This is a genomic window from Gaiella sp., from assembly GCF_035558935.1.
In the GTDB taxonomy this organism is placed as follows: Bacteria; Actinomycetota; Thermoleophilia; order Gaiellales; family Gaiellaceae; genus Gaiella.
In genome coordinates this window covers 1-13153 of record NZ_DATMBZ010000128.1, presented here as the reverse complement: position 1 = coordinate 13153, position 13153 = coordinate 1, and the positions used below count along the sequence as shown (strand labels likewise).

Annotated in this window: 14 protein-coding genes; 8 read left to right on the top strand and 6 right to left on the bottom strand. The window is 71.0% G+C overall.

The window, feature by feature from the left end; all coding sequences use genetic code 11:
• The coding region (gene ruvB / locus VNM44_RS12460) for a Holliday junction branch migration DNA helicase RuvB (RefSeq protein ID WP_325626209.1) at window positions 1–687 on the top strand (687 nt) is incomplete at its 5' end.
• A 23-nt stretch (window positions 688–710) separates the two neighbouring features.
• Window positions 711–1010, top strand: a complete 300-nt coding sequence (locus tag VNM44_RS12455) for a hypothetical protein (protein ID WP_325626208.1) — start codon at window positions 711–713, stop codon at window positions 1008–1010.
• On the opposite strand, the gene VNM44_RS12450 is transcribed toward VNM44_RS12455, so the two are convergent.
• Window positions 1007–1471 carry a hypothetical protein gene (locus VNM44_RS12450; protein ID WP_325626207.1) on the bottom strand — a complete coding sequence of 155 codons (465 nt, stop codon included), beginning with the start codon at window positions 1469–1471 and terminating at the stop codon, window positions 1007–1009. The genes VNM44_RS12455 and VNM44_RS12450 overlap by 4 nt on opposite strands.
• Before the next feature lie 23 nt (window positions 1472–1494).
• Between VNM44_RS12450 and VNM44_RS12445 the strand changes: the two genes are divergently transcribed.
• Together VNM44_RS12445 and recJ are read left to right on the top strand one after the other, a co-directional pair.
• Complete coding sequence (locus VNM44_RS12445; RefSeq protein WP_325626206.1) at window positions 1495–1704, top strand: hypothetical protein; 210 nt, start codon at window positions 1495–1497, stop codon at window positions 1702–1704.
• A 164-nt stretch (window positions 1705–1868) separates the two neighbouring features.
• Window positions 1869–3746, top strand: coding sequence for a single-stranded-DNA-specific exonuclease RecJ (gene recJ, locus VNM44_RS12440; protein ID WP_325626205.1), 1878 nt, complete (start codon window positions 1869–1871; stop codon window positions 3744–3746).
• A gap of 2 nt (window positions 3747–3748) precedes the next feature.
• Here recJ and dps read toward each other — a convergent pair whose 3' ends face one another.
• Window positions 3749–4255 carry a DNA starvation/stationary phase protection protein Dps gene (dps, locus tag VNM44_RS12435; RefSeq protein ID WP_325626204.1) on the bottom strand — a complete coding sequence of 169 codons (507 nt, stop codon included), beginning with the start codon at window positions 4253–4255 and terminating at the stop codon, window positions 3749–3751.
• Window positions 4256–4506: 251 nt separating this feature from the next.
• Between dps and VNM44_RS12430 the strand changes: the two genes are divergently transcribed.
• A complete protein-coding gene (locus tag VNM44_RS12430) occupies window positions 4507–6717 on the top strand; it encodes a bifunctional (p)ppGpp synthetase/guanosine-3',5'-bis(diphosphate) 3'-pyrophosphohydrolase (RefSeq protein ID WP_325626203.1) in 2211 nt (736 codons plus the stop codon).
• Between the two features lie 113 nt (window positions 6718–6830).
• Here VNM44_RS12430 and VNM44_RS12425 read toward each other — a convergent pair whose 3' ends face one another.
• Window positions 6831–7469, bottom strand: coding sequence for a TPR end-of-group domain-containing protein (locus VNM44_RS12425; protein WP_325626202.1), 639 nt, complete (start codon window positions 7467–7469; stop codon window positions 6831–6833).
• A 107-nt stretch (window positions 7470–7576) separates the two neighbouring features.
• Here VNM44_RS12425 and VNM44_RS12420 point away from each other — a divergent pair, with 107 nt between their 5' ends.
• Together VNM44_RS12420 and VNM44_RS12415 are read left to right on the top strand one after the other, a co-directional pair.
• Window positions 7577–8131, top strand: coding sequence for a sigma-70 family RNA polymerase sigma factor (locus VNM44_RS12420; protein ID WP_325626201.1), 555 nt, complete (start codon window positions 7577–7579; stop codon window positions 8129–8131).
• On the top strand, window positions 8128–8859 hold the full coding sequence (locus tag VNM44_RS12415; RefSeq protein ID WP_325626200.1) for a hypothetical protein: 732 nt from the start codon (window positions 8128–8130) through the stop codon (window positions 8857–8859). The genes VNM44_RS12420 and VNM44_RS12415 overlap by 4 nt, the downstream gene beginning before the upstream one ends.
• A gap of 272 nt (window positions 8860–9131) precedes the next feature.
• Here VNM44_RS12415 and VNM44_RS12410 read toward each other — a convergent pair whose 3' ends face one another.
• From VNM44_RS12410 to manB, 3 genes are read right to left on the bottom strand one after another with little or no spacing between them, the layout of a single operon-like run.
• Window positions 9132–9590, bottom strand: coding sequence for a thioesterase family protein (locus tag VNM44_RS12410; protein WP_325626199.1), 459 nt, complete (start codon window positions 9588–9590; stop codon window positions 9132–9134).
• A gap of 1 nt (window position 9591) precedes the next feature.
• Window positions 9592–9894: a monooxygenase gene (locus VNM44_RS12405; protein WP_325626198.1), complete on the bottom strand. Its 303-nt coding sequence runs from the start codon at window positions 9892–9894 to the stop codon at window positions 9592–9594.
• 21 nt (window positions 9895–9915) lie between these two features.
• Window positions 9916–11262 carry a phosphomannomutase/phosphoglucomutase gene (manB, locus tag VNM44_RS12400; RefSeq protein WP_325626197.1) on the bottom strand — a complete coding sequence of 449 codons (1347 nt, stop codon included), beginning with the start codon at window positions 11260–11262 and terminating at the stop codon, window positions 9916–9918.
• Window positions 11263–11336: 74 nt separating this feature from the next.
• Between manB and VNM44_RS12395 the strand changes: the two genes are divergently transcribed.
• Window positions 11337–13153, top strand: a 1817-nt coding sequence (locus tag VNM44_RS12395) for an ATP-binding protein (RefSeq protein ID WP_325626196.1), incomplete at its 3' end; no start/stop codon positions are given.

The window sequence follows — 13153 nt, the reverse complement described above, 5'->3', positions numbered from 1 at the left end:
TTCGTCGACGAGATCCACCGGCTGAACCGCTCGGCGGAGGAGATCCTCTACCCGGCGCTCGAGGACTTCCGCCTCGACATCGTCTTCGGACAGGGGGCGGCCGCCCGGACGCTGACTCTCGATCTGCCGCCGTTCACGCTCGTCGGCGCGACCACGCGCACCGGCCTGCTCACGACGCCGCTTCGCGATCGCTTCGGGATGACGTTCCGGCTCGGGTACTACGACCCGGGCCAGCTCGGCACGATCGTGCGCCGGTCGGCCGGGATCCTCGGCGTCGAGATCGCCGACGACGCCGCCGAGGAGATCGCGTCACGGTCGCGCGGGACGCCGCGCATCGCGAACCGGATTCTCCGGCGCGTGCGCGACGTCGCCGAGGTGCGGCACGCCGGTGCGATCACGACCGGGGTGGCACAGGAGGCCCTCGAGCTGCTGGAGGTGGACGGGCGGGGCCTCGAGCGGATCGACCGCGAGCTGCTCGAGGCCGTCGCGGAGAAGTTCGGTGGCGGGCCCGTCGGGCTCTCGACGTTGGCGGTCGCGCTGGGCGAGGAGCCCGACACGATCGAGGACGTCTACGAGCCGTACCTGCTCCAGCTCGGGTTCCTGCAGCGGACGCCGCGCGGACGCGTGATCACCGAGCACGGACGTGCTCACCTCGGAGCGGCACGCGAGGAGGGCAGCCTGTTCTGAGCGGCGTCATCTGGACACCGGGCATGGCGGGTCCGCTCGAAGACCTCGTGCAGCGCATCCTGCGCCGCGTCGAGGCGTTCAAGGCCGAGCACTCGCTCGACGACGCCGAGGTGAGCATCGAGCTCGTGGACGGCTCGCTCTACCGTCTGAAGACGCTCTCCGCGGAACCGGGCTTCGGCTTCGTCAGCTTCACGCCGCACGGTGAGGGCGGCGATCCGGAGCACGTGATCGTCCCGCTCGGAGCGGTCCGCGAGCTCCGGATCGCCGCGCCCGAGCACGAGCACGCGCTCGGGTTCAGCACGCAACCCGCAGCGGCTGGCTAATCGCGCCGGAACTGGAGCGCGCGCCAGGACGGCGTCGGAGCGAGCTCGAGGAGCGCTCGGCCCCCTTCGGGCTCGGCGTACGCGAACTCGCCGCTGTCGTCGTCCCACACGACCTCGAGCACCCCCTCCTTGACGCGGTGGTCGAGGTACGCACCGCGGAAGACGAGCTTGCGGAGCCAGTAGACGAGCGACTCACCCTCGACCAGCGCGAGCCGCTCCCAGTGGCGGACGAGGTAGGAGCCGAGCGGGCTGCGGGCCTCCGCGATCCGGCCGTCCGCGGCGAGCTCGACGAGGTCGGCCGTCTCGTCTTCGTCCAGGTCGTTCGTCGGGACGAGGCCGAGCCGGACGGCCGCCGCCGCCACGCGCTCCTCGAAGTCGGGGGCGCCGAACGAGAACCTGTACCCCAGGAACTCGAGCGTGTAGTCGTCGCCGGACGAGTAGTTCGACATGACGTCGGCCATCGACCGCACGCTAGCTTGCCGTTGTGAAGAATCGAGCTCTGGTCGTCGGAGTCGTCGCCGCCGTGCTGCTCATCTGGCTCGTCGGCGCCGCCGTCACGAAGTACTCGCTCGAGCAGATGGCGTTCTTCGCGCCCCTCGCCGTGTGCGTGATCGGTGCGACCGCCGCGATCGTGCTGCTCTGGGTGAAGATCATCCTGCAGCTGACGCGCGAGCGCCGAGAACGACGTGCGTAGCTGACGCTGTGGCAACGGGGTAGTTGCGACGGCGCCAGCCGGCGCCTCCAGGGATTTGCGCCGACCGAAGTCGGGATCAAGCGGCGGGAATCCGGGTCTGGGTTCCCGCTTCGCGCAAAGCAAGCACAGTTCCGTCCGACGTCCTCCGTACCGTCGGCTGGGCGATGCAGGAGGGCCGCTGGATCACCCGACCGTGCGACTGGAGTCGCGTCGAGAAGCTCGCCGACGCCCTCGGCGTCAGCGAGACGACGGCCACGGTGCTCGTCCGGCGCGGTCTCGAGGAGCCCGAGGCCGCCCGCGCCTTCCTCGCGGCGGAGCCGCCTCGACACGACCCGTTCGCGCTCGGCGACATGCGCCGCGCGGTCGAGCGCATCCGGTCGGCCATCGCGGCAGGCGAGCGGATCTGCGTGCACGGCGACTACGACGTCGACGGCATCTCGGCGACCGCGGTCGCGGTGCTGGTGCTCCGCGAGGCGGGCGCGGACGTCGAGTGGCGCTTGCCGAGCCGCTTCGAAGAGGGCTACGGCCTCGCCGCGGAGACGATCGAGCAGCTCGCGGAGCAGGGCGTCGACCTCGTCGTCACCGTCGATTGCGGGATTACGGCGGTCGAGGAGGTCGCCCGCGCGCGCGAGCTCGGCCTGGACGTCGTCGTCACCGACCACCACCGTCCCGGCGAGACGCTGCCCGACTGCCCAGTCGTGGCGACCAGGCCGTCGGAATACCCGTGCCCGGAGCTGTGCGGCACGGGAGTCGTCTACACGCTTGCCCGAGCGTTGCTCGGCGACGACCATCCCGTCGTCGCAGGCGTCCTCGATCTCGTTGCGCTGGCGACGATCGCGGACGTCGTCCCGCTCGTCGACGAGAACCGGGCGCTGGCGGCCGCCGGGTTGCGGACGCTCGCGCGGACGAGTCGCCCGGGCCTGAAGGCGCTCATGCGGACGGCGCGCGTCGACCCTGCTGCGATCGACGCCACCGCCGTCGCGTTCAGGCTCGCCCCGCGCATCAACGCGGCGGGCCGGCTCGGTCGCCCCGACCTCGCGCTCGAGCTGCTCCTGACCGACGACCCGGCGACAGCCCGTCAGCTTGCAGACACGCTCGAGGACCTGAACCGCGAGCGCCAGGCCGTCGAGGAGCGGATCCTCCGGGAAGCCGTCGCGCGCGTCGAGTCGTGGCCTGCGGAACGGCGCGCGCGACGGGGATACGTCCTCTGGGACGACGGGTGGCACGAGGGCGTCATCGGAATCGTCGCCTCACGGCTCGTCGAGCGGTTCCATCGCCCCGTCGTCCTCGTCGCGCGAAGCGGCGAGGGTTGGAAGGGCTCGGGACGCTCCGTCGCCGACTTCGACCTCCATGCCGGGCTCGCCGCCTGCGCGTCCCATCTCGGCCGCTTCGGCGGTCATCGGGCCGCCGCGGGGCTCTCGATCGAGACGGAATGCCTCGACGCGTTCTCCGAGGCGTTCGGCGTTCACGCGGACGCCGTCCTTGCCGACGCCGACCTGCGACCGACGACGACGATCGACGCGATCGTCCCGGCCGGAGCGCTCACCCTCGAGCTCGCGCAGGAGCTCGACCGCCTGGCGCCGTTCGGCCTCGGGAACCCCGAGCCCACGCTGCTCGTGGCGAGCGTCGAGGCCGCTGGGGCGGGCACGGTGGGCGAGGGGAAGCACCTGCGGTTCCGCGTCCGTCAGCAGGGACGCGACGGCGGCTCGGCGATCGCATTCGGCCTTGGCGGTCAGCTCGACCGGCTGCGCGACGCGGCGCGCTTCGACGTCGCTTTCCGGTTGAAGGAGAACCGCTGGAACGGCACCGTCGCGCCGCAGCTTGTGGTGCGACGCCTGTTCGACGCGGCCGCCTCGTACGAGGCGCTCCGTGCCTGGCTGGCGGAGCAGTGGAGAGCCGGCGAAGCCGCCTGGGCACCGGACGCGCGCCGCATCTTCGCGGAGCTCGACCTCGCGGCGGGCGCACGGCGTCAGCTGCTCGAGTCGGAGACCTTCCGCGGACTGCTCGAGCGAGCCGACGTCGAGCTGCCGCGCGCCGCCTAGGCTCAGCGCTCGCCGTTCAGATGCGTCTCGACGAACCAGAGATGCTTGTCGATCGCGCGGGAGATGTCCGTGAACAGATCCGCCGTGTCCATGTCCCCGAGCTCCTCGCCCGTCGTGTCGATCGCCTCGCGGGCGGCGGCACCGTACGCAGCGAGCCGGTCGGCGACGAGCTGCACGGTCTCCTGTCCATCGGTGCCGTCCAGCGGATACTCGTCGAGCGAGGTCGCCTCCGCGGCCATCCGCACGGTCCCCGTCGCGAGCCCGCCAAGCGCGGTCGCGCGCTCTGCGATCTCGTCGACGAACGGCAGCACCGTCTCGGCGACCATGTCGTAGAGCTCGTGCAGCTGGATGAAGTTCGGCCCCTTGACGTTCCAGTGAGCCTGCTTCACCTGGCTGTAGAGGTCGAGCGTGTCGGCAAGCCGGGCGTTCAAGAGCTCGACGAGCTTCTCTCGGCTCTCGAGCGGGAGGTCGTTGCGCGTGTCGAACATGGTCCGTGTCTTGGTCGCCACCGTCGGGCTCCTTTCGGGCGAAGACGAGAAGTCGGGCGCGCGCGGGCGCCCAACCAGACTCGTACCCCCGGCCTTGGCCCGGGAAACCGTCAGCGGCGAGACGCCGCGGCGAGCATGAAGAGCATCCGGCGCAGGCGCCGCCGCTCGATGTAGTCCCGCAGGAGCCGCATGACCCATACCGTTCGTCTCATTCGCCCGACGTCCTTCCCCCCTTAGGGGGAACTCGAACCCTCGGCCCGTACACTGGGTTGATGGCGGTCGTCGGTACCGAGCAGCACCACGAGAACCTCGTCGAGGAGCTACTCGCAAGCGTCGAGACCTACAACCCGGACGTCGACCGCGACCTCATCCGGCGCGCGTTCACGACGGCCGAGGAGCGCCATCGGGGGCAGCTGCGACGCTCGGGCGAGGACTTCATCCACCATCCGTACGGCGTCGCGCGGATCTGCTCGGAGCTCCACCTCGACGAGCAGACCATCGCCGCGGCGCTCCTCCACGATGTCGTCGAGGACACCGACGCAGAGCTCGACGATCTGCGCGCCGAGTTCGGCGCCGAGATCGCGCAGCTCGTGGAGGGCGTCACCAAGCTCACGCGGATCCAGTTCTCGAGCCGGGAGCAGGCGGAGGCGGAGAACTACCGCAAGATGATCGTCGCGATGGCCCAGGACGTCCGGGTCATCCTCATCAAGCTCGCCGACCGCCTGCACAACATGCGGACGATCGAGTACCTCGGGAAGCAGAAGCAGGTGCAGAAGGCGAAGGAGACGCTCGAGGTCTACGCTCCCCTCGCACACCGGCTCGGGATCCACGCGCTCAAGTGGGAGCTCGAGGACCTCTCCTTCCAGGCGCTCCATCCGCGCAAGTACGCGGAGATCAAGGCGATGGTCGCCGACCGCCGCGCCGACCGGGAGTCGCAGGTCGACCAGGCGGCCACGATCCTCACGCTCGAGCTGGAGAAGGCCGACATCCCGGCGACGATCTCCGGGCGCGCGAAGCACTTCTACTCGATCTACGACAAGATGGCGAAGAAGGGTCGCGAGTTCAACGAGATCTACGACCTCACCGCGATGCGCGTCATGGTCCACCGCTCGGGCGAGGAGGGGACGCGTGACTGCTACGGCGCGCTCGGGATCATCCACTCGCTCTGGAAGCCGATGCCCGGGCGGTTCAAGGACTTCATCGCGATGCCCAAGCTGAACCGCTACCGCTCCCTGCACACGACGGTGATCGGGCCGACGGGAACGCCGCTCGAGATCCAGGTGCGGACGCGCGACATGCACGAGGAGGCGGAACTGGGCGTCGCAGCCCACTGGCTCTACAAGCGCGGGAAGTCGGCCAAGGGCGACGACGAGTGGCTGACCTGGGTGCGCTCGCTGATGGACTGGCAGGGCGACGAGCAGGACGCCGCCGAGTTCATGCGCACGCTGCGCACCGACCTCTTCGACGACGAGGTGTACGTCTTCACGCCGAAGGGCGAGGTCAAGACGCTGCCCGCCGGCGCGAGCCCGATCGACTTCGCGTACGCCGTCCACACCGATGTCGGCCACCGGACCGTGGGCGCCAAGGTCAACGGCAGGATCGTGCCGCTGCACTACCACCTGAAGAACGGCGACTTCGTGGAGATCCTGACGTCGAAGTCGGGGCGCGGGCCGTCACGCGACTGGCTCTCGCTCGCGCGGTCGTCGCGCGCCCGCAACAAGATCCGGCAGTGGTTCCAGCGCGAGACGCGCGGCGAGACCGAGCAGAAGGGCCGCGAGGCGCTCGACCAGGCCCTCAAGGCGCAGAACCTGCCCTACCGGAAGCTGCAGGGCTCGAGCGTGCTCGCATCGGTGATCCGCGAGCTCGGTTTCAAGAAGGCCGAGGACTTCTACCTCGCGCTCGGCTCGGGGAAGATCGGTACGGGCCAGGTCGTCAACAAGGTGCTCCAACGGCTCAAGGTCGACGACGTCACCGAGGAGCCGGTCGTCACCGCCAAGCCCGCCGCGCGGAAGCGGATCGTCACGGGGACGTCGCTCGGAGTCGTCGTGCCCGGCGTCGAGGACGTGCTCGTCCGGCTCGCCAAGTGCTGCACCCCCGTTCCGGGCGACGAGATCAAGGGCTACATCTCCCTCGGTCGCGGGATCACGATCCACCGCGCCGATTGCCCGAACGTGAAGGCGCTGATGCGGAACCCGGAGCGCTTTACCGCCGTCGAGTGGGAGGGAGGCACGGCCTCATCGAGCTTCCGCGTCCAGATCGCAGTCGACGGCTGGGACCGCGCGCGATTCCTCGAGGACGTCGCGCGGACGTTCGCCGAGCACGGCGCGAACATCGTCTCGTACGGCGGCAGCGTCGAGGACGGGATGGCGCGGAACTGGTACACGGCGGAGATCGGCGACGTGAAGGCGCTGCGCTCCCTGCTGACCGCGTTGCGCAACCTCGATGCGGTGTTCGACGCCTACCGGATGACGCCCAACGGCTGAGCTCGTTCGCGAGCAGGAATCCGCCGAGCGGATTCCTGCCGCTCGGATCCCCGCCTTCGGCGGGGCAGATCCCTAAAGGCGCCCGCTTCGCGGTCGCAACTGAGCGTTATCCGTCAGCCGTCCGCCTGCAGCCGGTCGTGGAGCGCGGCGAGATCCTCGTCGCCGAGCGCCCATTCGCGCGACTTGGGCTCGAGCTCGATCGCGCGCTGCAGCGTCGCCCACGCGTCGTCCGTGCGCCCGGCGAGCGCCTCCCAGCACGCAGTCGAATAGACGACCCCGGCGTGGTCCGGGAACCGCTCGTTCGCCTCGTCCATCAGCCGCAGGGCCGCCTCGGGGTCGAGCGGGTCGCGGAAGCGCTCCGCCTCGAAGTACCACTCCCAGGCCGACGGCGTGTAGGCCTCGCCGGGCTTGCCGCCGACCGCGAGCACCATCGTCCCCGACTCGGCCGCAGTCGCGTAGCGGCGCACCGTCGGGTCGCGCAAGAAGACGATCGTCCCTGCCGGAGCGTCGAGCGTCTCGCCGTCGAGCTCGAAGGTCGCGCGGCCCGCGAGCACGACGTAGACCTCCTCGTGGCGCAGGCTCTCCTCGCTGTGGCGCTCGACGACGTCGTCACCCGCACGCTCGGCGGTGTATGCGTTCATGCCGAACGCCTCGATCCCGAGCGTCCGCCGGATCGGTTTCCAGCGCAGGTCGCCCGCGACCTTGATCGAGGGCACCTCGTCGACGCGGAGGCTTGTCCAGCGATCGCTCACCGGAGCGACGCTACCCCATCCAAGAGGGGCGAGGCTGGAGCCACGCCCGGGCCACGCCCCGCACGCCCCCCGGAACCTCACCGGTACGCCGGGTGTAGAAGGGGCGAGTGGGGAGCCGACCACCGGACGAGGGCACGCTCGTCGCGCTTGCGAAGCGGGGCGACGCGGCTGCATACGAGGAGCTCGTGCGCATGCACCAGGGAATTGCGTTTCGCGTCGCCTACGTCGCCGCCGGCGAGCGGGGCGACGCGGAGGAGGCCGTTCAGGACGGCTTCGTCAAGGCCTACCGCGCGCTCGGCCGCTTCCGTGACGGCGCGCCGTTTCGGCCCTGGCTCCTGCGCATCGTCGCCAACGAGGCACGGAATCGCAGGCGGTCGGCCGGGCGGCGCACAGGGCTTGCGCTGCGCGCGGCGGCCGCCTCGGGGGACGCGGCTCCGTCCCCCGAGGCGGCCGCCGTCGCGGCGGAGCGAAGGGATGAGCTGCTCGAGGCGCTCGGGCGGCTCGACGAGCGCGACCGCGAGGTGCTCGTGCACCGGTTCCTCCTCGAGCTGGGCGAGGAGGAGACGGCCACCGCGCTCGGGATCCGGCGCGGGACGGTGAAGTCGCGCACGTCGCGGGCGCTAGAGCGGCTTCGCGCGATGGTCGGGGAGGCTGAATCGTGAGCGGTCTCGAGCGCGAGCTCCGTGCTCTCTCGGCCGTCGTCGACTGGCCGGCCGAGCCCGATGTCGCAACGACTGTCGCAGACCGGTTGGGAGAGCGGCCTCCGGCACGGCCGCGCCGATTGCGAGTCGCGATCGTCGCCGTCGCCCTCCTCGCCGCGCTCCTCGCCGTCCTCGCCGTGCCTCCTGCCCGGACGGCGATCCTCGACTGGCTGGGGATCGGCGGCGCTCGCATCGTCCGGGTGGACGAGCTGCCGCCCCTGCCGGCTCGTCGCGACTTCGACGTGCTCGGCCAGCGGACGAGTTCCGTCGCCGCGCAGACGGGGGCCGGGTTCCCCCTTGCCGAGCCACCGCGCGACGAGCCGGCTCCGGACGAGGTCAGGCTGGCGCCCGGGCTTCGGGTCAGTTACATCTGGCGCGACGGCGACGACGTGCGCCTCCTGATCACGCAGTTCCCGGGGCGTGTGGGAGACCCGGCGCTTCTGAAGAAGCTCGTGGGCCGGACGACGGCGGTCGACCGGTTCGAGGTCGACGGCGACCCCGCGGTCTGGCTCGAGGGCGGGCCGCACGCCGTGCTCTTCGTCGCGCCGGACGGGACGATCCGCGACGACCAGGGCTGGCTCGCCGGCAACACCCTGCTCGTCGACCGCGACGGCGTCACGATCCGGGTCGAGGGACAGCTCGAGCGGGAGGCCGCCGTCGAGCTCGTCCGGGCTACGCGCGGCCGGTAGGAGCCGCGTCCCTCGTTCGAGGGATCGAACCGAACGAGTGAGTGGTACCCCGTTCGGGGGATCGGATCACTTGAACGAGGGATGACGGCCGGACTGGGTGCCAATACAAGGCGTATGGGGGAGGGGAAGCCGCGCCGCGCCCGTCCGGGCTCTTCCGGACGGGCGCGCCGGCCTGTCGCACCCTGCGCAAGGCCGATGGCGGGGCGCCACTCGACCGCGCTTCTCCCACGGGCGAGGCTCCCTTCATCATCGAGAACGGCGTCTCTCGGGGCTCACTCGACGAGGTCGCCGCCCTCGAAGGCGCGGATCGGCGCGCGGGACGGGTCGGGGATCGGGATGGGACGCCGCGTCGCGAGGTCGACGAGCACGACCGTCTGGGTGGCCGTGACCATGAGAACCTCGTCGGGCAGGCGCACCGCGACGCACTCGTAGGTGGCGCTCGTGCGGCCCAGGCGGCTGACCCGGACGAAGCACTCGAGCAGGTCGTCGAAGCTCGCCGGCGCGTGGTAGTCGACGCTCGAAGCGCGCATCACGAACTCTGCTCCCCCGACTCCGAGGCTGCCGAGGTGACGGTGGTACTCGGTGCGCGCGTGGTCGAAGTACGGGAGGTAGCGGCCGTAGTAGACGACTCCCTGGGCGTCGGTGTCCGAGAACCAGACACGCGTGAGTGCCGAGTACTTGAACGGCGGCCGCCGATCGGTGACGCGGCCGAGCTCCGGCGCGGTCGCCACTCTAGACCGGGCCGTGGGTCAGCTCGGTGAGCGGCTCGTTCACGTGCAGCAGCTTCGCGCGGATGTCGCTCACGCCGAACCCTTCGAGGCGCGCGGTGTGCTCTTCGAGGTAGGCCAGCGCGGTCTCGTCGTCCTCGAAGAGGTAGATGCCGCCTCCGATGCCCTCGTCCTCGTTCTCGGTCCAGATCTTCCAGCGGAGGCCCGGCGAGCGCTCGATGATTCCCGCCAGATCGCGGAACGCCTCGGCGAGGTCGTCGCCCCACGGGCCCTTCATGGGGAAGTCGAACTGCAGGAGTGTCGGCACGCCCGTCCTTTCGTCGCGGAGTCAGCTGCGGATCAGCTCGAGCACCTCGTCGCGCCGCCGCTCCATGGTCTGCTCGTCGAGCGCCTCGAGGTTGAGCCGCAGGAGCGGCTCGGTGTTGGAGGGGCGGACGTTGAAGTGCCAGTCGTCGAAGTCGACGGAGACACCGTCGAGATGCGAGATCCGCCCGCCCTGCGCGGCAAAGCGCTCCTCGAGCTCGCGGAGCTTGTTCTCGACGTCGGCCACGGGCGTGTTGATCTCGCCGGTCAGGAAGTACCGTGAGCGGAACGGCTGGAGAAGCTCCGAGAGAGGCCGTTCGGCGCGCGACAGGAGCTCGAGCATCACGAGGAACGGCACGACGCCCGTGTCCGCCTGCGAGAAGTCGCGGAAGTAGTAGTGCGCGGACACCTCCCCGGCGAAGAGCGCGTCGACCTCGCGCATCCGTTCCTTGATGAACGCGTGCCCGACCCGGTTCACGAGCGCGACGCCGCCCGCCTCCTCGATCGCCCGTGGCACCGCCCAGCTCGCACGGACGTCGTAGATCACTTTCGCCCCCGGCTCCTTCTCGAGCATCGCGCGGGCGAGGAGCGCCGTGACGAAGTCACCCGGGACGAACTCGCCCGTGTCGTCGACGAAGAAGCACCGGTCGGCGTCGCCGTCGTACGCGACGCCGAGGTCGGCTCGTTCCGTGCGCGTCCGCTCGACGATGAACTCCCGGTTCTCGGGGAGCAGCGGGTTCGGCTCGTGATTCGGGAACGAGCCGTCCGGCTCGAAGTAGCAGCGGACGACGTCGAGTTGCGGGAGCCGCGCGAGGACGGGCGGCAGCATCGTCCCCGCCATGCCGTTCGCCGCGTCGATCACCACGCGGAGCGGGCGGATCGCATCGGGCTGGACGAACGAAAGGACCTTGGCCGCGAAGCCCTCCCAGACGTCGTCGGGGCGGACCTCGCCACGGCGGGTCGTCTCGCCGAATCCCGCCTCGGCGACGCGACGGACGTCCTCGAGCCCGGAGTCCCCGCCGACGGGAAGCGCCCCGCGGCGGACGATCTTCATGCCCGTGTACTCCTTCGGGTTGTGCGACGCAGTGACGACGATGCCGCCGTCGAGGCCCTGCTCGCCGACGGCGTAGTAGAGCATCTCCGTGCCGATCAACCCGAGGTCGCGGACGTCCGCGCCGCCGTCCGCGGCTCCCTCGATCACGGCCGCCGCCATCGAGGGAGAGCTGAGGCGCATGTCGCGACCCACCGCGATCGCCGTCGGGTCGAAGTGCTCGACGTAGGCGCGGCCGATCCGGTAGGCGCCGTCCTCGTCGAGCTCGGTCGGGTGGATCCCCCGGACGTCGTACGCCTTGAAGACCTTCGGGTCGAGCATCGCGCCGGATGCTAGTTGGTTCGGTGCGGTAAACCGCCCGCCCGACCAGAGGCCCCGAACCTAGACTTCGAGGCATGGAGCGCAAGCTCGCGACGGCGCTGTTCGTCGATCTCGTCGACTCCACGGCCCTCGTCTCCTCGAGCGACCCCGAGGTCGCCAGGCGGCGTGTGACGGGCTTCTTCGAGCGTGCCAAGGCGCAGATCGACGCCTACGGCGGCACTGTCGAGAAGTTCGCCGGCGACGCGGTGCTCGCCGTCTTCGGCGTCCCGACCGCGCACGAGGACGACGCGGAGCGGGCAGTTCGCGCCGCCGTCGCGATCGTCGAGAACGCGGACGGAGATCTTCCGGTGAGGGTCGGAATCGAAGCGGGAGAGCTCGTCGTCGAGGACGGAGATTCGACCTTCGCTACGGGAGAGGCGATCAACGTCGCCGCCCGCCTTCAGCAGACGGCGGCCCCGGGGGAGATCCTGATCGGCCCGACGGCCCACGGCCTCACCTCCGACCGCGTCGTGACCGAGCTGCACGACGGCGAGCGTCTGAAGGGCCTCCGCGAGGGGCTCGAGGTCAGGCGCGTCGTCTGTACGGAGCGCCCGATGGGGCGGCCGCTCAACGTCGTGGCACCGTACGTCGGCCGCGAGGAGGAGCTCGAGCTGCTCGAGAACGCGTATGCGCGTGCCGTGCGCGACCGTCGCGCGCATCTCGTCACGATCTTCGGGGATCCCGGAATGGGCAAGAGCCGGCTCGCGCGCGAGTTCTTCGCGGGGCTCGAGCGCACGACCGTGCTCGCGGGGCGCTCGCTGCCCTTCGGAGAAGGCCTCGCGTACCGGCCGCTCGCGGAGATGGTGCAGTCGGCGGCGGGGATCTCTCCCGACGACTCGCCGGAGGAGGCCTTCGAGAAGCTCCGCGAGGCCTGCTCGAGCGACGCGGTCGCCGACCTCCTCGGGCTCGCCGCGGGCGTGCTCGACACGGTGTCCGGGACCCGTCGCGGGCAGGAGATCGCCTGGGCCGCACACGAGTGGGCGGTGAGCCTCGCCGAGGCCCAGCCGCTCGTCCTCGGCTTCGAGGACCTGCACTGGGCCGAGGATCCGCTGCTCGACCTCGTCGAGCACCTCGCCGACCGCATCGACGACGCCCCGGTCCTCATCGTCTGTCTCGCCCGCCCCGAGCTGCTCGAGGCGCGGCCCGGCTGGGGCGGAGGCCGCCGCCGCGCGATCTCGATCGACCTCCCGCCGCTCGCGGACGACGAGGCGGAGCAGCTCGTCGACGGCCTCGTCGACGGCGCGGGGCTGCCCGCCGGGCTGCGGAGCGCGCTGCTCGAGAAGACCGAGGGAAACCCTCTCTTCGTGGAGGAGACGGTGCGGATGCTCGCCGAGCACCGCGACGGGGGTGCCGTGCGGATCCCCGACACGATCCAGGCGCTGATCGCGTCGCGGATCGACCGCCTTCCGCCCGCCTCACGGTCGGTCGTCCGGCACGGCGCCCTCGTCGGGCGCGTCTTCTGGCGCGGCGCGGTTGCGGAGCTCGACCCCGCGCTCGACGTCGACTCGGCGCTCGAAGACCTCGTCGACCGTCAGCTCCTGACGCGCGAGCCGCTCTCGACGATCTCGGGCGAGACGGCGTTCCGTTTCCGCCACATCCTCATCCGCGACGTCGCCTACAGCGGCCTCGCGAAGGGCGAGCGCGCCCGGCTTCACCGTGCATTCGCCGACTGGCTGCGGTCGCGGTCGGCCGACGAGCTCGTCGAGGCCCAGGCCTTCCACCTCGATCGCGCGGCGGCGCTGCTCGCCGAGCTCGACGGGCAGGTTCCCGCCGACCTGAGGGCGGAGGCCGCTGACGTGCTCGAGCGGGCCGGCTGCCGAGCGCTCGCCCGCGAGGCGAACCGAACGGCCCG